The sequence below is a fragment of the Albidovulum inexpectatum genome (assembly GCF_002927635.1).
Lineage (GTDB): Bacteria > Pseudomonadota > Alphaproteobacteria > Rhodobacterales > Rhodobacteraceae > Albidovulum > Albidovulum inexpectatum.
In genome coordinates, this window is sequence record NZ_PRDS01000004.1 from 36,902 (window position 1) to 58,495 (window position 21,594).

Here is a 21,594-nt window from a genome sequence, read left to right on the forward strand (position 1 = left end):
AGAATGCCGCCCCCGCGCGCCGGGGTAAAGGGGGGGCGGATCGGGCGTTGCAATGGCGCGCGACCCCCGGCATCTTGGCCGCAAACCAGAGGGGAAGGAACAGGCGCTTGAGTCACGAGTATCGCATCGCCGCGCTGTGGATGGAGGGACCGCTGAGCTGGCTGGACCAGCTGTGCCTGGTGTCCTTTCGCGACGCGGGGCACCATGTCACGCTGTATCATTATGGCCCCGTGCCCAACATCCCCGAGGGGATCGAGGCCGCCGATGCCGCGCAGATCCTGCCCCGGACGGGGTTCCTGCAGCATGAACGCACCGGCAGCCCGGCGCTGCATTCCGACCTGTTCCGCTATCACCTGCTGGCCAAATGCGACCGCACGATCTGGGCCGATACCGATGCCTATTGCCGCGCGCCCTTTCGGACGGAAACGGGGCATTTCTTTGGCTGGGAATCCGATCACCACATCAATGGCGGCGTGCTGGGCCTGCCTGCGGACAGCGAGGCGCTGGGGCGGCTTCTGGACTTCACCGCTGACGAATTCGCGATCCCGCCCTGGTTCGACGCCGAAGAGCGCGCGCGGCTTGAAGCCCTGCGCGATGCGGGCAATCCCGTCCATGCGGGCGAAATGCCCTGGGGCGTCTGGGGGCCCCATGCGCTGACCCATTTCCTGCACGAGACGGGCGAGGCGAAATACGCCCTGCCGCGCGCGGCGCTGTATCCGATCTCGTTCAAGGAGCGGCGCAACATGCTCAAGCCGGGGCTGGACCTGTCGCGCTGGATCCGGCCCGAGACGGTTTCGATCCATTTCTATGGCCGGCGGATGCGCAAGCGCCTGGTCGAGAAGGAGGGCGGCCGCCCCCATCCCGACAGCCTGATCGGCCGGCTGGTGGCGCGCCACGGGATCGACATGGACGCCGCACCCCTGCCGGGGCTGCCGCCGCAGGCCGACGCCGCGCGCGCAGAGACGGCCCGCGCCCCGGCAATGCCGAAACCCTCGGCAGCGGACAGACCCGCCGCGCCGGAAGGCTGGCGCACGCTGACGGATCTGGCCGATGCGTTCGGGTCGGACAAGGGCGCGCGCAAGCATCGCTATACCGAATTGTACGAAATGCTGTTTCGCCCGATCCGCCGGCGCAAGCTGCGTTTCGTCGAGATGGGCCTGCTGATCGGGGGGCCGGAACATGGCAACCCGGCCGGGCGCGAAACCCGCGATGCGCCCTCGATCCGGATGTGGCTGGAATATTTCCCCAAGGCCCAGATCATCGGGCTGGATGTTTCGGATTTCTCGTGGTTCGACCATCCGCGCTTTCGGTTCGTCCAATGCGACATGGGCGACCGGATCGCGCTGGCCCGCGCGGGCGAGGAGATCGGCCAGGCCGATATCATGATCGACGATGCCTCGCATGCCTCGCATCACCAGCAGCTGGCCCTGGCCGAGCTGTTCCCGCGGCTGAATTCGGGCGGGCTGTATATCATCGAGGACCTGCGCTGGCAGCCGGCCGACATGGAGACGATGGGCTGGCCCAAGACGGCCGAGCTGTTCCGCGCCTATCAGAAGACCGGCCGCTTCAGCCATCCCGATCCGGGGATCGAGAGCACGCTGAACCGCCTGGCCCACGACATGCAGGGCGTCTTCGTCTTTCCGGCCCATTACCGCAAGGACCGCCGCGACCAGGTCCTGGTGATCCACAAGAGGTAGGAATGGCCCCCGAATACCAGGTCGCCAGTCTCTGGATCGGCGGGGCGCTTGGCCCGGTCGAAAGGATCTGCCTCGAATCCTTTCTGCGCGTGGGCCAGCACGTGATCCTGTTCACCTATGGCGCGGTTTCAGGCGTGCCCGAAGGCGTCGAGATCCGTGACGCCGCCCAGATCCTGCCGGCCCGGCCGATGATCCGTCACGACCAGCCGGGATCGCCGCGCCATGGCTCGCCCGCGCCGCATGCGGACCGGTTCCGCTATCTGATGCTGGCGCGGATGGAAAGGACGATCTGGGTGGATACCGATGCCTATTGCCTGCGCCCGCTGCAGCCGGTGGACGGGCATCTTCATGCCATCGAGGACGAGGCGCGGGGCCGGGTGGCGAACGGCGTTCTGGCCCTGCCGCCCGATTCCGAGGCGCTGGGGCGGCTGATCGAGCTGACCGCGCAGCCGCCACGCGATCTGCCCTGGGGGGCACGGGGGCCGCGCGCGCTGACCCGGGCCTTGCGCCAGAGCGGGGAGATCCGCCATGCCGCCCGGCGCGAGGTCCTGTATCCCGTGCCCTACCGCCAGCGCCACGCCTTGTTGCAGCGCGGGCAAAGACTGCGGCAATGGCTGAGCGGGGACAGTGTCTCGGTCCATCTTTACGGGTCGTGGATGCGCGCGCGGCTGGCGGCCCCGCCGGACGGGCTGCCCCGCCGGGGATCGATCATGGGGCGTCTGATGGCGCGGCACGGGCTGTATCTCGGGGCGGGGGCATGAGCGTGACGCTGCCGGATCTGCCGCTGCCCGAATCCGCGAAGGGGCGCATCGTGATCACCTGCATGCGCAACGAAGGCGCATGGATCGTCGAATGGATCGCCTGGCACCTTGCCGCGGGATTCGGCCATTTCCTGGTCTATACCAATGATTGCGAGGACCCGACCGAGGCCATACTGGACCGCCTGGGCGAGATGGGCCTGGTCACGCGGCGCGACAACGCGCGCAAGGCGGGACAGCGGGCAAGCTACCAGATCCGCGCCTTGCGCCGGGCGCGGCGCGAGGATCTGGTGCGCGCCGCCGAATGGGCGGCGATCCTGGACGCCGATGAATTCCTGGCCATCAAGGCCGGAGAAGGGCGGCTGGACGATTTGTTCGCCGCCGCCGGCCCGGCCGATGTCGTCTCGATCCCGTGGCGGGTCTTCGGGTCGGGCGGGCGGCTGGATTATGACCGGGGGCCCGTCACGCGCGCCTTTCGCCTGGCCGCGCCGGAATTCTGCCCGCGCCCGGCACAGGCCTGGGGGATGAAGTCGCTGTTCCGGCCCGACCGGATCGAGGTCTTTGGCCTGCACCGTCCCAAGGTGCCCGCCGGGGGCGACTGGTCATCCATCCGCTGGGTGGATGCCGAAGGCCGCCCGATGCCCGAACGCTATCACGCGCTGGAGCGCGGCGGCTGGCGCTTCGGGCGCGACAACATCACCTACCGGGTCGCGCAGGTGAACCATTATGCCGTGAAATCGGCACAAAGCTATCTGATGAAGGTGCTGCGCGGCTCGGCGCACGGGGGCATGCCGCGCGATGCGGGCTACTGGCGCGCGATGGACCGCAACGAGGTCGAGGACCGCTCGGCCGATCTTCTGGCCCCGGCGGCCGACCGGGTGATGGCGGCGCTGCTGTCCGATCCGGTGCTGGCCGATCTGCACCGCGCCGCGCAGGACTGGCACGCGGCCGAGATCGAACGCGCGCTGAGCCGCGCCGACATGGCCAGCCTGATGGCCGCGCTGAGGGAGGACGCATGAACGATCTGTCCGGCCTGGACCGTGAAGCCTGGCGCCGCGCGTTGATGCGCATCGGCGACGAACAGGGATTCTACAAGGAGCTGGGCCCCCAGCACACCGCCCTGCATTCAAGGGGCGGGGACACGCTGGTCGTGACCTTCGAGAATCTCGACCATGTCTATGATTTCGCGGGCGACCGGTTGCCGTGGGGCTTTGGCTTCGTCAAGGCGCGGGGCTGGTCGATCCTTGGGCTAATGGCGCATGACTGGACGTGGTATCGCGACCCGGCGGTGTGGGACTTCTTCGACGAGCTGCGCGACAGCGGATTCTTCGACGATTTCCGCCGGGTGGTGTTCTACGGCGCCTCGATGGGGGGCTATGCGGCGGCGGCCTTCTCGGCGGCCCATCCGGGCGCGACGGTGGTGACGATCAGCCCGCAGGCCACGCTGGACCGTGCCGTCGTGCCCTGGGAGACGCGCTATCGCAAGGCCTGGGACCGCGATTTCCAAAGCCGCTATGGCTATGCCCCCGACATGATCGCCAGCGCCGGGCGGGTCTATCTGTTCCACGACCCGATGGCGCCGCTGGATGCGGGCCACGCGCGGCTGTTTCAGGGCGACAACATCCTGCGGCTGGATTGTCGCCACATGGGCCACCGTATCGCCTCGGCGATGCAGGGGATGGGGATTTTGAAACCGGTCGTCGAGGGCGCGATCGAGGGCACGTTGACACGCGCCGACTTCTACCGATTGCTGCGCGCGCGGCGCGACTTTCCGCGATACTGGCGCGAGATGCTGGACAAGCTGTCGCCGCAAGCGCGCCCGCGCCTGACGGCGATGCTGTGCCGGGCCTATCTGGCGCGCTGGCGGGGGCCGAAATTCCGCGCCGCATTGCGCGCGGCCGAGGCCGAGCTGGAAAGGCGGAGGGCGAAATGAGCGAGGATCGGGCAGAGGCCGCCGAGCGCGCCCATGCGCGGCTGATGCGGGTGATGGATGTCGGGCAGCTGTTTCCCTCGGCCCCCCCGCGCGAGCTGATGGCCGAATACGACCTGCCCGCCGATGCGTGGGATCACCTGACCCGTCGGCCGCAACGCAAGTATCTGTCGCGCCGGCGCAATATCCGCCGGGCCTGGAACCGTGTGCAGGTCTTTCTGCCCGAGCTGATGGGCGGCCCCGCGCAGGACGTGCTGGAGCTGTCCACCGCCCATGGCGCGGTGCTGGAGGTGCTGCGCCATTTCGGCCACCGCGTCACGGGAAACGACTATGCCAATTTCGTGGCGGCCGGCGAGGGCCGCACCCTGCTGCGCGCGCCGGGAGAGGCGATCACCGGCCGCGCGGTGGACGATTACGGTATCCCCCTTGGCCCCGACGGCGCGCCCGCCGACTGGCCCTATCGCCCGATCATCGAAAGCATCGGCATCCCGATGAAGATCTTCGATTGTGGCCGCCTGCCCTGGCCGGTCGCCGACAAGTCCTTTGACGTCGTGCTGTCCCTGCAGGCGATCGAGCATTACTGCCACCCTTCAGGCTGGGACGAGATCGTGGCCGAGATGTGCCGCGTCGCCCGCCGGACGGTCGTGGTGCTGCTGAACCCGCTGCGGCCGGATCTGGCGCAGGATGCCGATTACGCGCGTGCGTTCGAGACCGCGCGGCTGCGCCTGCGGGACTGGGATCGCGATGGGTTCCGCTGCATCGGCTGTCACATCGCCTGGGGCCAGGCGCTGGGGTTCAAGCTGATGAGGTTGGCGTCATGATCGTCCTGCATATCGGCGCGCCCAAGACCGGCACCACGGTGCTGCAGCAATTCCTGACCGAGAACGAATCCGCGCTGGCCGAACGGGGCATTCGCTATGTCAGGGCCGGGCGGCCGCATATCGCGCATAACGCCCTGCCGATGGCGATCGCCGCGGGAAAGGCCGGGCCGCTGTTCGACCAAATCGCGCGCGAGCACGATGCCGCGCCGGATGCGGTGCATGTGGTTTCCAGCGAGATCATGTTCCGCGCGCTGGTCGCGCGGCAGATGGCGGATCTCTTGCCCGCAAGCCTGCGCGGACAGCTGCGGGTCGTGTGCTATCTGCGCCGGCAGGACCGCTATGCCGAGGTGTTGTACAAGCAGCTTGCCAAGAACGGGCTGGCGGGCACCGACCGGCGGGCCTTCCTGGAGGCGCGGCTGCCCCGGCTGCGCTATTCCAACATCCTTGGCCCCTTTGCCGATCTGGTCGGCGCGGAAAACGTGATCCTGCGGCCCTTTGACCGCGACCGGCTGATCGATGGCGACATCGTGGCGGATTTCGCGCATCACGCGCTGGGGCTGAAGGATCTGGCCGGGCTGGCGCGGACGACCGACCGGGCCAATCCCACGCTGTCGGTCGAGCTGAGCGAGATGCTGGGCCGCATCGCGCATGATCACAGGATCAATGTCCGCGAGATCATCCGCGAGATCGCGCAGATGGATGACCCGGACCTGTTTTCGCGCGACGACACGTTCAGCCTTGCCGACCGGCGGCGCATCATGGCCCATGTGGCCGAGGACAATGACGCCCTTGCCCGCATGTTCGCCGATGGCCAGCCGCTGTTCGATACCGGGGATCTGGATGACGCCACGCGCCTTGCCGCGCTGAACCCCTCGGCCGTGGCGCGGCGGTCGCACCAGGGGGCGCTGGCGCTGGCGCGCGCGATGGCGCTGGTGGCGCGTCGCCGCGCCGATGCCGAGGCGGAACCCGACGACACCGCGCCCGGACCTGTCCCCGAAGCCGCGCCGGAACCCGCCCCTGCGCCCCAGCCCCAGCCCGAAGACGTTCCGCCCGCGGCCGAGCAAACGCGGCCCATCTGGTTTGCCGAGATCGCCCCGGTCCTGCGGCGTCGGGGCTTCTTTCGCGCGCTGCGGCATCATTCGATCGCCTTTGTCGAGCGCGGGCGCGATGTGCTGATGGTCACCTTCGACAACCTGCACAATGCCGGCGACACGCGGCCCGAACGCGACCCGTGGGCCGCGAAATTCTGCGCCGACCGCGACATCTCGCATCTGGGCGTGATGGCGGGCGAGAACGACTGGTTCCGCGACCCCGAGCTGATCGCGGCGCTGCACGGTCTGCGCGATGACGGTTTCTTTCAGGGCTGGGGGCGGGTGATCCTTGGCGGCGCCTCGATGGGCGGCTTTGCCGCGGCGGCGTTCGCCTCGCTTGCGCCGGGCTGCCGGGTGATCGCCTTTTCGCCGCAATCGACGCTGGCGGCCGATCTGGCCCCGTGGGAGACGCGCTTTGCCCCGGGGCGCGCGCGCGACTGGACGCTGCCGCATTCCGATGCCGCGGCGGAATCGCGCGCGGCCGGGCGCGTCTGGATCGTGCTGGACCCGTTCGAAAGGCTGGACCGGATGCAGGCCGATCGCTTTGACGGCGACAATGTCGTCAGGCTGCACGCGCCGGGCGTAGGGCACAAGTCGGCGCTGGTGCTGAACCGGGCCGGGGCGCTGAAACCCGTGATGGAGGCCGTGGTCGAGGATCGCCTGACGCCCGTGGAATTCGCGCGTCTCGCGCGTGGGCGGCGGGACGTGTATCTGTATCGCCAGGCGATGGAGGCGCATCTGCGCGCGCGCGGGCAGGAGGATCGGGCCGAACGTCTGCGCCTGGCCTTTCGCAAGCGCCGTCGCCAGATGCGACGCGCCGAACGGGCAGAAGGGGGAGGAGAGGAATGAAGATCACCGAAGGCATGGGCGCGATCGTGACCGGGGGTGCCTCGGGGCTGGGGGCGGCGACCGCGCGGGCACTGGCCCGGGCGGGGGCGCGGGTCGCGATCATGGACCTGAACGATCAGGCCGGTGCGGCCTTGGCCGAGGAGCTGGGCGGGCTGTTCCTGCGCGTGGACGTGACCGATGCGGCCAGCGTCGAGGCGGGCTTTCGTCAGGCGCGCGACGCGCATGGGCAGGAACGCATCCTGGTCAATTGCGCAGGCATCGCCCCCGGCGCGCGCACGGTGGGGCGCGAGGGGCCGCATGACCCGGCGCTGTTCGAACGGGTGATCCGCGTCAACCTGATCGGGCCGTTCCTGTGCGCCGCGCGCGCGGCGGCCGGCATGGCCGGGGCCGAGCCGCTGGATGCGGACGGCACGCGCGGGGTGATCGTGAACACGGCCTCGGTCGCGGCCTTCGAGGGGCAGATCGGGCAGGTGGCCTATGCGGCGTCAAAGGGCGGGGTGGCGTCGATGACGCTGCCCATGGCGCGGGATCTTGCGCGGCACGGCATTCGCGTGGTCGCGATCGCGCCGGGCCTGTTCGGCACGCCCATGCTGCGCGGCCTGCCACAGGAGGTGCAGGACTCGCTGGCCGATCAGGTGCCCTTTCCGCGCCGGTTGGGCGCGCCCGAGGAATTCGCGCGGCTGGTGCTGCATATCTGCGACAACGACATGCTGAACGGGTCGGTCATCCGGCTGGACGGGGCGATCCGCATGGCGCCGCAATAGGCGCCGGATGCAACGCGGCCCCGGACGGTATCCGGGGCCGCGGGCGTGGAACAGGCGCTTACCTGCCCTGCAGAAGCGCCAGGATCTGGCGCGCGGCCTCTTCGGACGAGGCCGGGTTCTGCCCGGTCACCAGGTTGCCATCGGTCACGACATGGGATGCCCAGTCCGGGCCGCGGGTGAAGCTGGCGCCGTTTTGCTTCAGCATGTCCTCGACCAGGAAGGGCACGACATTGGTCAGCCCGACGGCCGCTTCCTCGGTATTGGTGAAGCCGGTCACCTTGCGCCCCGCGACCAGCGGCTTGCCGTCGGCGCCCTTGACGTGGCGCAGCACCGCGGGCGCGTGACAGACCGCGCCGACGGGGCGTCCGGCCTGGGCCAGCGTCTCGATCACGCGGATGCTGTCCTTGTCCTCGGCCAGGTCCCAAAGCGGCCCGTGCCCGCCGGGATAGAAGACCGCGTCGAATTGCGCGGGGTCGATTTCGGACAGTTTGACGGTATTGGCCAGCGCCTTCTGCGCCTCGGGGTCGTTGCGGAAGCGGCGCGTGGCCTCGGTCTGGGCGCTTTCGTCGTCGCTCTTGGGGTCCAGCGGCGGCTGCCCGCCCTTGGGCGAGGCCAGCGTGATCTCGGCCCCCGCATCCTTGAAGACGTAATAGGGCGCGGCGAATTCCTCCAGCCAGAAGCCGGTGCGTTCGCCGGTATCGCCCAGCTTGTCATGCGATGTCAGAACCATCAGGATCTTCATTGTCGTTCTCCTGTTTTCTTGCGTTTCACGCGGTCAGCCGGACCACGCGCTTGCCGAAGGACTCGCCGCGCAGCAGACCAATGAAGGCGCGCGGGGCTTGTTCCAGTCCTTCGATCACCTCTTCGCGATAGCGGATCCGCCCCTGTTCGACCCATTCGGTCATCTGGCGGGCAAATTCCGGGTAGAGATGGCCGAAATCGTCGAACACGATGAAGCCGCGGAAGGTCATGCGCTTGCGCAGGATATGCCCCATCAGCAGCGGCAGCCGGTCCGGCCCTTCGGGCAGGCCGGTCGCGTTGTATTGCGCGATCAGCCCGCAGACGGGCACCCGCGCGCGGGTATTCAGAAGCGGCAGGACCGCGTCGAAAACCCTGCCGCCGACATTCTCGAAATAGATGTCGATGCCGTCGGGCACGGCCCGTTTCAGCGCCTCGGCCAGATCCGGCGCGCGATGGTCGATGCAGGCGTCAAAGCCCAGCGTGTCCACGACATGGGCGCATTTTTCCGGCCCGCCCGCGATGCCCACGACGCGCAGGCCCAGGATCTTGCCGATCTGGCCGACGGTGGCGCCGACCGGGCCGCTGGCCGCGGCGACGACCAGGGTTTCGCCCGCCCGTGGCTGGCCGATCTGCGTCAGGCCCGCCCAGGCGGTCAGCCCCGGCATGCCGAGGACGCCCAGATACCACGAAGGGTTCTTCGGCGAACGGCCGAGGTTCACCACGCCCCTGCCGTCGGACAGGGCGTAATCCTGCCAGCCACCGAAGGCCACGACCCAGTCGCCCGGCGCGAAACCATCGAGGTTCGATTCGACGACCTGCGAGACCGTGCCGCCGACCATGACCTCGCCGATGCCCACCGGCGGCGCATAAGAGGGCGCGTCGCTCATCCGCCCGCGCATATAGGGGTCAAGCGACAGGTATTCGTTGCGCAACAGCATCTGCCCCGGGCCGGGGCGCGGGATCTCGGTGACCTCCAGTCGCAGGGTCTGGTCGGTCGGCTCGCCCACCGGGCGTTCGGCCAGCACATAGCGGCGGTTGCGGTCAGAGGGTTGCGGCATGGTCGTCCCTTTCCTGTTTGCGTGCGGAAGCGTCTGGCGGTTGCGGCAAAACTGAACCGCGCGGTTCATAACTGGCGGGCGCGGGCGCGCTTTCAAGACCCGAGACCGAACTTTTTCCGCGGGCGGTGCAGTGGCATGGTGCGGCCGAATCGAGGAGACTCGCCATGCCGCACGATCATGGGCATCATCACGGGCACGCACATCAGCACGGGCATCATCACGGGATGGGGCCGGACGGGACGCTGGGCGCCTATCGCTGGGCGGTGGGGCTGAACGTGGCCTATGTCCTGGTCGAGATCGGCGCGGGGCTGTGGGCGGGCTCGCTGGCGCTGTTGGCGGATGCGGCGCATAACCTGACCGACGTGGCGGGGCTGCTGATCGCCTGGCTTGCGGCGGTGCTGGCGCGGCGGGCGGGAACGCGCCGCCATACCTATGGGCTGGGCCGGGCCACGATCCTGGCCGCGCTGGCCAATGGCACGGCGATCCTTGTGGGCGTGGTTCTGGTGGTCTGGCACGCGATCCATCGCCTGTCCGATCCTGCCGAGGTGCCGGGCGGCGCGGTGCTGGCGGTCTCGCTGATCGGGGTGGGGATCAATGCGGGGTCGGCGCTGCTGTTCCGGGGTGCCCATGCGCATGACCTGAACGCGCGCGGCGCGTTCCTGCATCTGGTGGCCGATGCGGCGGTGTCGGGCGCGGTCGTGCTGGCCGCCATCGGGATGATCTGGACGGGGTGGCACTGGCTGGACCCGGCAGTGGCCATCGGCGTGTCGGTCGCCATCGCATGGAGCGCCTGGGGCCTGGTGCGCGAGGCGCTGCATCTGGGCATGGACGGCGTGCCGCGCGACATCGACATGGCGCGGCTGCAGCGCTGGCTGGCCGACCGGCCGGGCGTGACGGACGTGCACGATCTGCATGTCTGGGCCCTGTCCACCACGCGCAGCGCGCTGTCGGTGCATCTGGTCTGGCAGGGCGAAGACCAGGATGCCTTTGTCCGCGACCTGAACCGGGACCTGTGCGCGCAGTTCGGCATCGATCACGTCACCGTGCAGGTCGAGCGCGCGGCCTGCGCCATGGCCGGGGCCGAGACGCCTTGCGCCACGCCCGCCCACAGGTAAGGGTGCACGGGTAAGGGTGCCCGGCCGGTCCAGTCGGCCCAGTCGTCACGGCACGACGAAGCCGTGGGCAAAGGGGTCGCGGTCGTCGATGAAGATCGTGTTCAGCCCCGTCATGCGCGCCCAGCCGGTGATCGAGGGTATGATGGCCGGGCGTCCCGCGACGGTCGTGGCCGATTCCACCCGGCCGGTGAAGATCGACCCGATGATGCTTTCGTGACGGAATTCGTCGCCCACCTTCAGCCGCCCCCGTGCCACCAGCTGCGCCATGCGCGCCGAGGTGCCCGTGCCGCAGGGGCTGCGGTCGATCGCCTTGTCGCCGTAGAAGACCGCGTTGCGGGCATCGGCGTCGGGCCGCGTCGGCGCGCCGGTCCACAGGATGTGGCTGAGCCCCCGGATCTGCGGCTGTTCGGGATGGACGAAGTCGTAGTTCGCGTTCAGCGCCGCGCGCAGCCGCGGCGACAGGGCGATCAGCTGGGCCGCCGTGAAATCGGCCATGTCGCGGAAATTCCGCTGCGGCTCGACGATGGCATAGAAATTGCCGCCATAGGCGACATCGACGACGATCTCGCCCAGCCCCTCGACCGTCGCGGTCAGCCCCTCGGCATGCAGAAAGGCGGGAACGTTGGTCAGGCGCACTTCCTCGACATGCGCGCCCTCTTGGCGATAGGCGATATCGACCTTGCCCGCGGGCGTGTCGATCGACAGCCGGCCCGGGATGCGGGGCGCGATCAGGCCGTGTTCCACGCCCAGCGTGATCGTGCCGATCGTGCCATGGCCGCACATCGGCAGACAGCCCGAGCTTTCGATGAACAGCACGCCGATCTCGCAATCGGGCCGGGTGGGGGGATAGAGGATCGCGCCCGACATCATGTCGTGGCCGCGCGGCTCGAACATCAGGCCGGTGCGGATCCAGTCATGGTCGCGCAGGAAATGCGCCCGCCGTTCAAGCATCGTCGTGCCCTCCAGCCACGGCGCGCCCCCCGCCACCAGCCGCACCGGATTGCCGCAGGTATGGCCGTCGATGCAGAAGAAGGCGTGGCGGGGCATGGGGGATGGGCCTCTCATGTGTCTGGTCGATGGTGAGCAGGAACGACGCGCCGTGTAAATGGCTTTCCCGCGCCAGTGGCGCCCCCGTCGCGCCAAAATATCGGCTGTCACTTGCCCGGCGCGGCAAAAGGCTTCTATATGGCCGGGACCTAGCAGCAGGGCTTCGCGCGATGAACGAAAACCTTCTGATCCTGATGGCGTTTCTGCCGTTCCTGGGCGCGTTGACGCCGGGGCTGGCGATCCGGGCAGGGCGCAATGTCTGCACGGGCTTTGCGCTGGCGCCGACGCTGGTGGCGCTGGCGGCGCTGGCGGTGATGGTGCCCGTCGTCTGGCAGGGCGGCGTGATCGAGGCGCGGCTGGACTGGCTGCCGGCGCTGGGGCTGTCGCTGGGATTGCGGCTGGACGCGCTGTCGATGATGTTCGCCGGCATGATCCTGGGCATGGGGGTGATCGTCACGATCTATGCCCGCCACTACCTGTCGGGCGAGGACCCGATGGGCCGGTTCTACACCTTCCTGCTGCTGTTCCAGGGCGCGATGCTGGGCATCGTGCTGTCGGCCAACCTTTTGGTCATGGTGATCTTCTGGGAGATCACCTCGCTTGCCTCGTTCCTGCTGATCGGGTTCTGGAGCCATCTGAAGGAGGCCCGCCAGGGCGCGCGCATGGCGCTGGCCGTGACCGGGCTGGGGGGGCTTGCGCTGGCGGCGGGGGTGCTGGTGCTGGGCCAGATCGCGGGCAGCCTGGACCTGGCTGTCGTGCTGGAGAAGGGTGACGAGATCCGCGCCCATGCGCTGTATCTGCCGGCGCTGCTGCTGATCCTGCTGGGGGCCTTTACCAAGTCGGCGCAGTTTCCGTTCCATTTCTGGCTGCCCCATGCCATGGCCGCGCCGACCCCGGTTTCGACCTATCTGCATTCGGCAACGATGGTAAAGGCCGGGGTATTCCTGCTGGCGCGTCTGTGGCCGGTGCTGGCGGGCACCGATGCGTGGTTCGCCATCGTCGCCACGACCGGGCTGGTGACCATGCTGGTCGGCGCGGCGATCGCGCTGTTCAAGGACGACCTGAAGGCGCTCTTGGCCTATTCGACGGTCAGCCATCTGGGCTTTCTGACGCTGCTTCTGGGGATCGGCACGCGCGCGGCGGCCATCGTGGCGGTGCTGCACGTGCTGACCCACCTGACCTTCAAGGCCACGCTGTTCATGGTGGCGGGGATCGTGGACCATTCCACCGGCACGCGCGACATCCGCCGGCTGGGCGGGCTGGCCGGGCTGATGCCGATCACCGCGACCATCGCCACCGTGGCGGGCCTGTCGATGGCGGGGATCCCGCCGCTGAACGGCTATCTGACCAAGGAAATGATGCTGGAGGAGACGACCCACGCGCTGTGGCTTGGCTCGCACTGGGCGATGCCGGCGGTGGCGACGCTGGCGGCGCTGTTCTCGGTGGCCTATTCGCTGCGCTTCGTGGGCCATGTCTTCTTTGGCGCCCCGCGCGATTCCTATCCGCACGAACCGCACGAGGCCGGGCCGGGCCTGTGGGGCGGTCCGGCGATCCTGGCGCTGGCCTGCATCCTGCTGGGCCTGATGCCGCAGCTTCTGGCCGCGCCGCTGGTCGAGCGGGTCGCGGCCGCGGTCGTGGGTGCCCCGGTCGGGCCGCTGAAGCTGAAGCTGTGGCATGGCGTGACGCCGGCCCTGCTGATGTCGGGCGTGGCGGTGCTGGGCGGGATCGTGGCGCTGGCCAATTACGCGCGCGTCGCGGCGGCCTGGCGGCGCCTGCTGTCGATCGAGGCCAAGGCCATCTTCACCGCGCTGGTCGCCTGTGCCGGACGGATCAGCGCCCGGATCAGCGCGCGCCTGCATGACGGGTCGCTGTCGCGCTATGTCGCGATCTTCGTGACCGCGACCGTGGCCGTCGGCGCGGCGGCCTTCCTGGGCGCGGCGCATGTGCCCGGCACGCGGCCGATGCTGCCCGTGCCGCTGCCCATCGCGGTGATCTGGACGATCAGCCTGATCTGCGTCGGTGCGATCGTGCTGTTGCACCGGGAACGCTTCATCGCGCTGATCCTGGTCGCGGTGGTGGGGCTCAGCGTCTCGGTCGCCTTCGTCTATCTGTCGGCGCCGGATCTGGCGCTGACGCAGGTTTCGGTCGAGACGGTGACGACGCTGCTGATGCTGCTGGCGCTGAACTTCCTGCCCAAGCAGACGCCGGTCGAAAGCTCGGCCGGGCGGCGGCTGCGCGACGGGATCGTGGCGGTGGCCGCGGGGGCGGCGGTCGGGGCGCTGTCGCTGATCTTCATGACGCGCGACTTCCAGTCGATCTCGGCCTATCACCTGGCCAATTCCAAGACCGGCGGCGGCGGCACCAACGTGGTCAACGTGATCCTGGTGGATTTCCGCGGCTTCGACACGTTCGGCGAGATCATCGTGCTGGGCATCGCGGGGCTGACGATCTATGCCCTGCTGATGGCGATGCTGGACGGGCGCGCGGGGCGCAGGCTGCGCCAGTGGCGGCCGCTGGAGCGGCGCAGCGGCGACCGTCACCCGATGATGATGGTGGTCATCGCGCGGCTGATGATGCCGCTGTCGCTGATGGTGGGCGTGTTCATCTTCCTGCGCGGGCACAACCAGCCGGGCGGGGGCTTCATCGCGGGGCTGATCATCGCCGTGGCCTATCTGGTGCAGTACATGGCCTCGGGCTTTCAGTGGACGCAGGCGCGCCAGCGGATCGAATATCACGGCCTGATCGGCGCGGGCGTCTTCATCGCGGGGCTGACCGGCATGGCGGCGTGGTTCTTCGGGCGGCCGTTCCTGACCAGCGCCTTCGGCTATGTCAAGCCGCCCTTGATCGAGAAGTTCGAGCTGGCCAGCGCGATGGCCTTCGACCTGGGCGTGTTCCTGACGGTGCTGGGCGCGGTCATGCTGGCGCTGTACAGCCTGTCGACCATGGCGCGCACCGCGGGCGAGACGGTCAATGTCGAGCCGATGGATGTCGATCCGACGCAAGAGCCGGACGAGGGGGAGGTTGCCTGAAATGGAGCTGTTGATAGCAACCGGCATAGGCGTGCTGACGGCGGCGGGGATCTATCTGACCCTGCGGCTGCGGTCGTTCCCGGTGGTGCTGGGGCTGGCGCTTTTGAGCTATGCGGTCAACCTGTTCCTGTTCTCGACCGGGCGGCTGGTGACGGGCGCGCCGCCGATCCTGTCGAAGGATGCCGCGGCCTATACCGATCCGCTGCCGCAGGCCCTGGTGCTGACCGCGATCGTGATCTCGTTCGGGATGAGCGCGCTTCTGGTGATGCTGGCGCTGGGGTCCTATCTGGAAGGCCGCGACGACGGGGTCGAGGGCGACGGCGCCGAGGATGCGCCCGAGGCCACGAGCGGGGAGGCGCGCTGATGCATCTGATCATCGCTCCGATCGTGCTGCCGGCCGTGCTGGCGCCGATCATCGCCTGGGTCATGCGCCATGACATCGTGCTGGCGCGGGCCTTTTCCATCGCGGGCGCGGTCGTCATGGTGGGCATCGCCGCGCTGCTGGTGGGGATCGCCGCGGACGGGCAGACCCATCCCTATTTCCTGGGCGACTGGCCCGCGCCCTTTGGCATCGCGCTGGCGCTGGACCGGCTGTCGGCGGCGATGGTGCTGCTGACCACGCTTCTGGCGCTGGCGGTGGTGGTCCATGCCGCGGCCACCGGATGGGATCGAAGGGGGCAGCATTTCCACGCGCTGTTCCAGTTCCAGGTGATGGGCCTGTGCGGCGCCTTCCTGACGGCGGATGCGTTCAACCTGTTCGTCTTCTTCGAGGTGCTGCTGATCGCTTCCTACGGCCTGATGATCCATGGCGGCGGGGCCGAAAGGCTGCGGGCGGGGCTGCAATACGTGGTGATGAACCTCGTCGGTTCAGCGCTGTTCCTGTTCGCGCTTGGCACGATCTATGCCGCAACGGGCACGCTGAACATGGCCGATCTGGCGCAGAAGGTTGGCGCGATGCCGGCCGGGGACGCGGCGCTGCTGCGCACGGGCGCGGCGCTGATGGCCATCGTATTCGCGCTGAAGGCCGCGCTGGTGCCGGTGCATTTCTGGTTGCCGGCGACCTATGCCCGGGCCTCGGCCCCGGTGGCGGCATTGTTTGCGATCATGACCAAGGTCGGGGCCTATGCGATCCTGCGGCTGTTCACCATTGCCTTTCCGCCGCAGAGCGCGGCGATGGGCGGGTTCCTGCAATCGGTCCTGATGCCCGCGGCGCTGGTCACGGCGATCGTGGGGGCGGTGGGCGTGCTGGGCGCGCGGCAGCTGTTTGCGCAACTGTCCTTTGCGGTGATCGGCTCGGTCGGCGTTCTGATGGCGGGGATTGCCGCGTTCACGCCCGAAGCGGCCTCGGCGGCGCTGTATTATCTGCTGCATTCGACGCTGGCGGCGGCGGTGCTGTTCCTTCTGGCCGATCTCGTGGTCTCGGCCCGGGGCGCGGCGCGCGATCACCTGCGCCCGGCGGCGATCGCGCCCGGCGCGCGGCCCGGCCTGCTGGCGGGATTGTTCCTGTTCGCCGCCATCGCCATGGCGGGGATGCCGCCGCTGTCGGGATTTCTGGGCAAGATCCTGGTGCTGCAGGCGCTGTGGCCGCGGCCGGACGTGGCGCTGAGCTGGGCCGTGCTGCTGACGGCCTCGCTTTTGACCATCGTCGGGCTGGCGCGGGCGGGCAGCATGCTGTTCTGGTCGCGGCCCGAGGCGGTCGCGGCGGCGCCCGGGCAGGAGGCTGCGCCCGAGGATGTTGTTCCAGTGGCCGGGTTCGCGCAGTTCGCCGGCATCGCGGGGCTGGTGGCGCTGATCGTGGCGCTGACGGTGCTGGCCGGGCCGGTGCATGATTATCTGGGCGCGGCGGCCGCGCAGCTGCACGATCCGGCGGGCTATATCGACGCGATCCTGTCGCGCGCGCAGGAAGGGGGCTGAGCCATGTTCGACCGCATCTTTCCCCATCCGCTGCTGAGTCTGGTGCTGACCGCGACCTGGGTCGCGCTGGTCAATTCGGTTTCGGCGGGCACGGTGCTGATGGGGGCGATCCTGGGCGTCGCGATTCCGCATGTGACCAAGGCCTATTGGCCCGGCCGGATGCGGCTGCGCCGGCCGCTCTTGTTTGCCGAATACGCGGTCGTGGTGCTGTGGGACATCATCGTCGCCAATTTCCAGGTCGCGGCGATCATCCTGTTCCGCGGGCGGGATTCGATCCGCTCGGCCTGGATTCCCGTTCCGCTGGAGATCGACGAGCCCGAGGCGATCACCATCCTTGCGGGCACGATCACCATGACGCCGGGCACGATTTCGGCCGTGCTGTCGGCGGATGGGCGCGCGCTCCTGGTACATTGCCTGGACACCGATGACCCCGGCACGGTGCGCGACCAGATCAAGGCGCGCTACGAGCGCCGTCTGAAGGAGATCTTCGAATGATGGATGCCGCGCTGATCTTTGCCTTTGGCTGTTTTTCGCTGGCGCTGGTGCTGAACCTGTGGCGGCTGGTCGTCGGGCCCGACCGGGCGACCCGGATCCTGGCGCTGGACACGATGACGATCGACGTGATCGCGCTGGTCGTGCTGTATGGCCTGCATATCCGGTCGCAGATCTTCTTCGAGGTGTCGCTGATCATCGCCATGGTGGGGTTCGTCTCGACCGTGGCCTATTGCCGCTATGTGCTGCGCGGCAACGTGATCGAATAGGAGGGGGCCGATGATCGATCCGCTGGAACTGGTCGTTTCCATCTGCCTGGTGCTGAGCGGCATCTTCGGGCTGGTGGGGTCCTATGGCATGGTGCGGCTGCGCGACGTGATGCAGCAGCTGCACGCGCCGACCAAGGCGACGACGCTGGGCGTGGGCGGCGCGCTGTTGGCCTCGATGATCCATTTCGGCCTGCAGGAGGGCCAGTTCACCTTTCACGAGCTGCTGATCACGCTGTTCTTGTTCCTGACCGCCCCGGTCAGCGCGCAGTTCATCGCCAAGGTGCACATGGTGGGCAAGTTGCGCCGCGGCGATCTGCCCAAACCCGGCACCGAGGGCGAATGGTCGATCTTCGCCCCACCGCCCGAGGCCGGCGAATCCGGCAAGGCCGGCCAGACAAGGGGCGGGGGGAAGACGCGCGGGGTGACTACGAATCCCGGTGCTTGATGGTAAGGTGCCTGAAAGAGGCCGATTCAAGGGAGCGTGTTGATGCGGCAGGAAGGATCGCTTGCTTTCAGGACCACGCTGCGCAACAAGATGCGCAAGTATCCTGACAGGAATGATTCAAGGTTCAGGAATGATCTGATCCTTCCGTCGATCAATCCGTCCTTTGGCATCGCACGCGACAGCGCGGTGTTCACGATCGGGTCGTGTTTTGCCCGTGAGGTCGAGGACGCCTTGCTGACTGCCGGAGTTCGCGTTCCGACTGCCCATTTCGCGGCGCCGCATGACGAGGCACCGGGACGACCCAATCGCATACTGAACCAGTACAATCCGGGCACCATGTTGCAATGCGTTCTGGCGGCCGGTCAGGCGGTGGATGAACGGGCGCTTTACCCGGCTTCCGATGACGGGATGGTTCTGGACAGTCTGCTTGCGACCGGAAATCGTCCCGTATCGCGGGAACGCGCCCTGGAACGTCGCGGGCAGATCAATACGCTTTATCGCGACGGGCTGGCAGAATCCGATACCGTGGTCATCACGCTGGGGCTGATCGAAGCGTGGTATGATTGGGAAGCCGAGCTATATCTGAACGAGGTTCCTCCAAGGCCAATGCTGGACAGGTTCGGCGCCCGGTTCGAGTTCCGTCGCATGGGCTTGGAGGAATGTCGGGACATCATGGAGCGCATGGTGAATGCTCTGACCGCTGACAGGAAGCGTCACATCGTCCTGACAGTGTCGCCTGTGCCCCTGCAGGTTACGTTTGCCGGCGGCGATGCCGTTGTCGCCAATGCCTATTCCAAGGCCTTGCTGCGTGTCCTTGCCGAACAGATTGCCGAGGATCATGCCTCGGTGGATTATTTTCCCAGCTATGAAATCGTCACCACGGCAGGTCTTCGCGCATTTGGCGAGGACAATGTTCATGTAAGGCCTGTCGTCGTGCAGCAGATCGTGTCGCACATGCTGGAACATTACCTGGAAGCGTGACGGTTCGACACTTTGGGATTTGCACCTGCCGGTACCGGACGGCAATTTCATGTCCCGTCTGCATCCGCGCGGCTCCAAGTCCGGTACCAGGCCTGGAACTGGGTGAATTGGCGTTCGGCCCAGGCGCGCTGGCTGGGGGACAGTTCGTCGTCGGGGTTCAGGTTCAGCCGATAGGCGTCGTGCCCCTGAAGCACCATCAGGTGCTTGTAATACAGCACCAGGTCGCAGCCTTCGTCCCACGAGGACAGGACTGCCAGCGCCTCGGACAATTCCTGCGCCCGGCGGCGGGCCGGGTGGTCGCCCCGCGCCGCGCGCTGGCACAGATCGACCAGGTGCAGGACCTCGCGTGGCAGGGCGTTGCCGATGCCGGTGATCGTGCCCGCCGCGCCGCAATTGACATAGCCGTGATAGACCCCGGTATCGACCCCGGCCAGAAGCAGCACGTCGGGGTCGGCGCTGGTGATGTGCTCGGCCGCATGGGTCATGGCCGCCGCGCCGCCGAATTCCTTGAAGCCCACGAGATTGGGATGCTCGGCCCGCAGGGCGAAGAAAAGATCGGCCCGCGTCTGGAAGCCGTAATGGGGGCTGTTGTAGATCACGGCGGGGATGTCCGGCGCGGCCGACAGGATCGCGCGGAAATGGTTGCGCTGCGCCACGGCCGACGTACCGCGCGACAGGACGCGCGGGATCACCATCAGCCCCGCCGCGCCGACCTGCCGGGCATGGCTGGCAAGGGCCACGGCGCTGGCGGTATTGACCGCGCCGGTGCCCACGACGACGGGGATGCCGGCCCGGGTCAGGCGGCTGACGCCCTCCATCCGCTGGGCATCGGTCAGAAGCGGCCAGTCGCCCATCGAGCCGCAATAGACCACGCCCGACATGCCGACCGCCATCAGATCGCGCGCCGTGGCGACCAGCGCGTCGAAATCGGGCAGGCGGTCGGCCGTGCAGGGGGTCATCAGCGCGGGCAGGACGCCCTTGAATACGGAAATGTCCATCGAATGCTCCTTGCGATGCCTGCAAGGGCAGCTTGCCCCGGGCGCGGTGGCGGGGCAATTCGGTTTATCAGGAAAGACCTGCACCAAACGCAAACCGCCGCCCCTTGCGGGACGGCGGCTGCGTGGATCTGGGCAGGCCCGTCGGGGCGTGCCGGATCTCTCAGCTCAGAGAAGCTGCAGGTTCGCGGCGCTTTCGCGACCGTCACGGCCGCTTTCCACGTCGTAGCTGACCTTCTGGTTGTCGGCCAGGCCGGTCAGACCGGCGCGCTCGACCGCCGAGATGTGGACGAAAACGTCACGTCCACCCGTCGAGGGCTCGATGAAGCCAAAACCTTTGGTGCTGTTGAACCATTTCACGGTGCCAGTAGCCATATCCGTGTATCTCCTGTTACATCGCTGCCCGCAAGACGCGGCAGCCTGGCGCAGTCTTTCTTGACGATCAACTGCAGGCCTTAGCGGTAACAGAGAGTCGGTAGAAATCGTTCGCAGGCCCCTTATGAGCCATCGGGGCGCGCGGCACAACACATTTTTTGGGTGACGTGGGGGAAAGCGGCCCGGCGGCCGTCGGCCTTGTGCGCGCCTCGGGCCGGACTTAAGCATCGGGAATGGACATTACGCTGATCAGGACCTTTCTGGAAATCGCCGCCACGGGATCGTTCGGCGCCGCGGCCGAAAGGCTGTTCGTCACCCAGTCTGCCGTATCGTTGCGCATCCAGCGACTGGAGGAATCGCTGGGCAAGGCGCTGTTCACGCGTTCGAAGGCGGGGGCCGAGCTGACCCCGGCGGGGCGCGAGTTCGAACGCTATGCGCTGTCGCTGATGCGCCTGTGGGAAGAGGCCCGCCAGCAGATCGCGATTCCCGAAGGGTTCCGTCGCAGCCTGGTGATCGGCGCGCAATATTCGCTGTGGCCGCGGCTGGGCTTTCGCACGATCGACCGGCTGCGTCGGATCGCGTCCGATCTGAGCCTGCGGGGCGAACTGGGCATGCCCGACCGGCTGACGCGAATGCTGCTGGAAGGGGCGATCCAGATGGCCTTCATGTACACGCCGCAGCTGCGGCCCGGATTGCAGGCCGAACAGGTGCTGGAGGAGGACCTGATCCTGGTCTCGACCCGCAAGGACGCGCGGCTGGACGCGCTGGATGACTATGTCTTTGTCGATTGGGGGCCGGAATTCGTTCAGGCCCATGCGATGGAATTGCCGCATCTGACCAATCCGGGCGTCACGCTGGCGCTGGGGGCGATGGTGGCCGATTTCCTGATCCGCCGGTCGGGCGCGGCCTATCTGCCCGCCCGCTATGCCAAGCGGTATCTGGACGAGGGGCGGTTGCATCTGGTGCCCGACGCGCCGGCCTTTCCCTATCCGATCTGGGCGATCTGGCGCGAGGACCTGGACGATCGGACGGCGGCCGACCTGCGCCGCGCGCTGGCGGACGTGGCCGAAGAATTGTCCAACGAGGCCGAGGACGTTCTGGCGGACCTGCGCGAGCTCAGCTCGGACGGCGAATTGCATGAACTGGGCGGCAATGGCGCCATCTATGATGAGTAGAACTTGATACAACCATCATAATTTTGAATTTGCCTTATATCAGCCCTC

At 67.9% G+C, this 21,594-nt stretch carries 21 protein-coding genes; 16 read left to right on the forward strand and 5 right to left on the reverse strand.

Going from position 1 to position 21,594, the window contains the following annotated elements; all coding sequences use genetic code 11:
• The first annotated feature begins 107 nt into the window (after positions 1 to 107).
• The 7 genes from LV82_RS15105 to LV82_RS07270 are packed head-to-tail and all read left to right on the forward strand — an operon-like array spanning position 108 to position 7,910.
• Positions 108 to 1,697 (forward strand): hypothetical protein, encoded by a 1,590-nt coding sequence (locus tag LV82_RS15105; protein WP_245873107.1) that lies wholly within the window; start codon positions 108 to 110, stop codon positions 1,695 to 1,697.
• A gap of 2 nt (positions 1,698 to 1,699) precedes the next feature.
• A complete protein-coding gene (locus LV82_RS14880) occupies positions 1,700 to 2,458 on the forward strand; it encodes a hypothetical protein (protein ID WP_170063374.1) in 759 nt (252 codons plus the stop codon).
• Positions 2,455 to 3,474, forward strand: coding sequence for a glycosyltransferase family 2 protein (locus tag LV82_RS07250; RefSeq protein ID WP_170063375.1), 1,020 nt, complete (start codon positions 2,455 to 2,457; stop codon positions 3,472 to 3,474). The genes LV82_RS14880 and LV82_RS07250 overlap by 4 nt, the downstream gene beginning before the upstream one ends.
• Positions 3,471 to 4,388 (forward strand): phosphoadenosine phosphosulfate reductase, encoded by a 918-nt coding sequence (locus LV82_RS07255; protein ID WP_104070357.1) that lies wholly within the window; start codon positions 3,471 to 3,473, stop codon positions 4,386 to 4,388. The genes LV82_RS07250 and LV82_RS07255 overlap by 4 nt, the downstream gene beginning before the upstream one ends.
• Positions 4,385 to 5,206, forward strand: coding sequence for a methyltransferase domain-containing protein (locus LV82_RS07260; RefSeq protein WP_104070359.1), 822 nt, complete (start codon positions 4,385 to 4,387; stop codon positions 5,204 to 5,206). Before LV82_RS07255 ends, LV82_RS07260 begins: the two co-directional genes overlap by 4 nt.
• On the forward strand, positions 5,203 to 7,146 hold the full coding sequence (locus tag LV82_RS07265) for a hypothetical protein (RefSeq protein ID WP_104070361.1): 1,944 nt from the start codon (positions 5,203 to 5,205) through the stop codon (positions 7,144 to 7,146). Before LV82_RS07260 ends, LV82_RS07265 begins: the two co-directional genes overlap by 4 nt.
• Entirely contained in the window at positions 7,143 to 7,910 is a 768-nt protein-coding gene (locus tag LV82_RS07270) for an SDR family NAD(P)-dependent oxidoreductase (protein WP_104070363.1), read from the forward strand. The genes LV82_RS07265 and LV82_RS07270 overlap by 4 nt, the downstream gene beginning before the upstream one ends.
• 58 nt (positions 7,911 to 7,968) lie before the next feature.
• Here LV82_RS07270 and LV82_RS07275 read toward each other — a convergent pair whose 3' ends face one another.
• Together LV82_RS07275 and LV82_RS07280 are read right to left on the reverse strand one after the other, a co-directional pair.
• Positions 7,969 to 8,652, reverse strand: coding sequence for a type 1 glutamine amidotransferase domain-containing protein (locus LV82_RS07275; RefSeq protein ID WP_104070365.1), 684 nt, complete (start codon positions 8,650 to 8,652; stop codon positions 7,969 to 7,971).
• Positions 8,653 to 8,677: 25 nt separating this feature from the next.
• Entirely contained in the window at positions 8,678 to 9,709 is a 1,032-nt protein-coding gene (locus LV82_RS07280; protein WP_104070788.1) for an NADP-dependent oxidoreductase, read from the reverse strand.
• A 164-nt stretch (positions 9,710 to 9,873) separates the two neighbouring features.
• Here LV82_RS07280 and LV82_RS07285 point away from each other — a divergent pair, with 164 nt between their 5' ends.
• Positions 9,874 to 10,824: a cation diffusion facilitator family transporter gene (locus tag LV82_RS07285; protein ID WP_104070366.1), complete on the forward strand. Its 951-nt coding sequence runs from the start codon at positions 9,874 to 9,876 to the stop codon at positions 10,822 to 10,824.
• Between the two features lie 45 nt (positions 10,825 to 10,869).
• Here LV82_RS07285 and LV82_RS07290 read toward each other — a convergent pair whose 3' ends face one another.
• Positions 10,870 to 11,871: a 4-hydroxyproline epimerase gene (locus tag LV82_RS07290; protein WP_104070368.1), complete on the reverse strand. Its 1,002-nt coding sequence runs from the start codon at positions 11,869 to 11,871 to the stop codon at positions 10,870 to 10,872.
• Between the two features lie 170 nt (positions 11,872 to 12,041).
• On the opposite strand from LV82_RS07290, the gene LV82_RS07295 reads away from it, so the two are divergent.
• From LV82_RS07295 to LV82_RS07325, 7 genes are read left to right on the forward strand one after another with little or no spacing between them, the layout of a single operon-like run.
• The gene (locus LV82_RS07295) at positions 12,042 to 14,900 is read left to right on the forward strand and encodes a monovalent cation/H+ antiporter subunit A (protein ID WP_104070370.1); all 2,859 of its coding nucleotides are present in this window, start codon (positions 12,042 to 12,044) and stop codon (positions 14,898 to 14,900) included.
• A 1-nt stretch (position 14,901) separates the two neighbouring features.
• Positions 14,902 to 15,264, forward strand: coding sequence for a Na+/H+ antiporter subunit C (locus tag LV82_RS07300; RefSeq protein WP_104070372.1), 363 nt, complete (start codon positions 14,902 to 14,904; stop codon positions 15,262 to 15,264).
• Positions 15,261 to 16,814: a monovalent cation/H+ antiporter subunit D gene (locus LV82_RS07305; protein ID WP_104070373.1), complete on the forward strand. Its 1,554-nt coding sequence runs from the start codon at positions 15,261 to 15,263 to the stop codon at positions 16,812 to 16,814. The genes LV82_RS07300 and LV82_RS07305 overlap by 4 nt, the downstream gene beginning before the upstream one ends.
• 3 nt (positions 16,815 to 16,817) lie before the next feature.
• Positions 16,818 to 17,309, forward strand: coding sequence for a Na+/H+ antiporter subunit E (locus LV82_RS07310; protein WP_104070375.1), 492 nt, complete (start codon positions 16,818 to 16,820; stop codon positions 17,307 to 17,309).
• On the forward strand, positions 17,306 to 17,575 hold the full coding sequence (locus LV82_RS07315) for a K+/H+ antiporter subunit F (protein WP_104070377.1): 270 nt from the start codon (positions 17,306 to 17,308) through the stop codon (positions 17,573 to 17,575). The genes LV82_RS07310 and LV82_RS07315 overlap by 4 nt, the downstream gene beginning before the upstream one ends.
• 10 nt (positions 17,576 to 17,585) lie before the next feature.
• A complete protein-coding gene (locus LV82_RS07320; protein WP_104070378.1) occupies positions 17,586 to 18,020 on the forward strand; it encodes a Na+/H+ antiporter subunit G in 435 nt (144 codons plus the stop codon).
• 42 nt (positions 18,021 to 18,062) lie between these two features.
• Positions 18,063 to 19,001 (forward strand): GSCFA domain-containing protein, encoded by a 939-nt coding sequence (locus LV82_RS07325; protein ID WP_104070380.1) that lies wholly within the window; start codon positions 18,063 to 18,065, stop codon positions 18,999 to 19,001.
• 47 nt (positions 19,002 to 19,048) lie between these two features.
• Here LV82_RS07325 and LV82_RS07330 read toward each other — a convergent pair whose 3' ends face one another.
• The gene (locus LV82_RS07330) at positions 19,049 to 19,999 is read right to left on the reverse strand and encodes a dihydrodipicolinate synthase family protein (RefSeq protein WP_104070382.1); all 951 of its coding nucleotides are present in this window, start codon (positions 19,997 to 19,999) and stop codon (positions 19,049 to 19,051) included.
• A gap of 165 nt (positions 20,000 to 20,164) precedes the next feature.
• Complete coding sequence (locus LV82_RS07335; RefSeq protein ID WP_104070384.1) at positions 20,165 to 20,371, reverse strand: cold-shock protein; 207 nt, start codon at positions 20,369 to 20,371, stop codon at positions 20,165 to 20,167.
• A 233-nt stretch (positions 20,372 to 20,604) separates the two neighbouring features.
• Here LV82_RS07335 and LV82_RS07340 point away from each other — a divergent pair, with 233 nt between their 5' ends.
• The gene (locus tag LV82_RS07340) at positions 20,605 to 21,546 is read left to right on the forward strand and encodes a LysR family transcriptional regulator (protein WP_104070385.1); all 942 of its coding nucleotides are present in this window, start codon (positions 20,605 to 20,607) and stop codon (positions 21,544 to 21,546) included.
• The last annotated feature ends 48 nt before the right edge of the window (positions 21,547 to 21,594 follow it).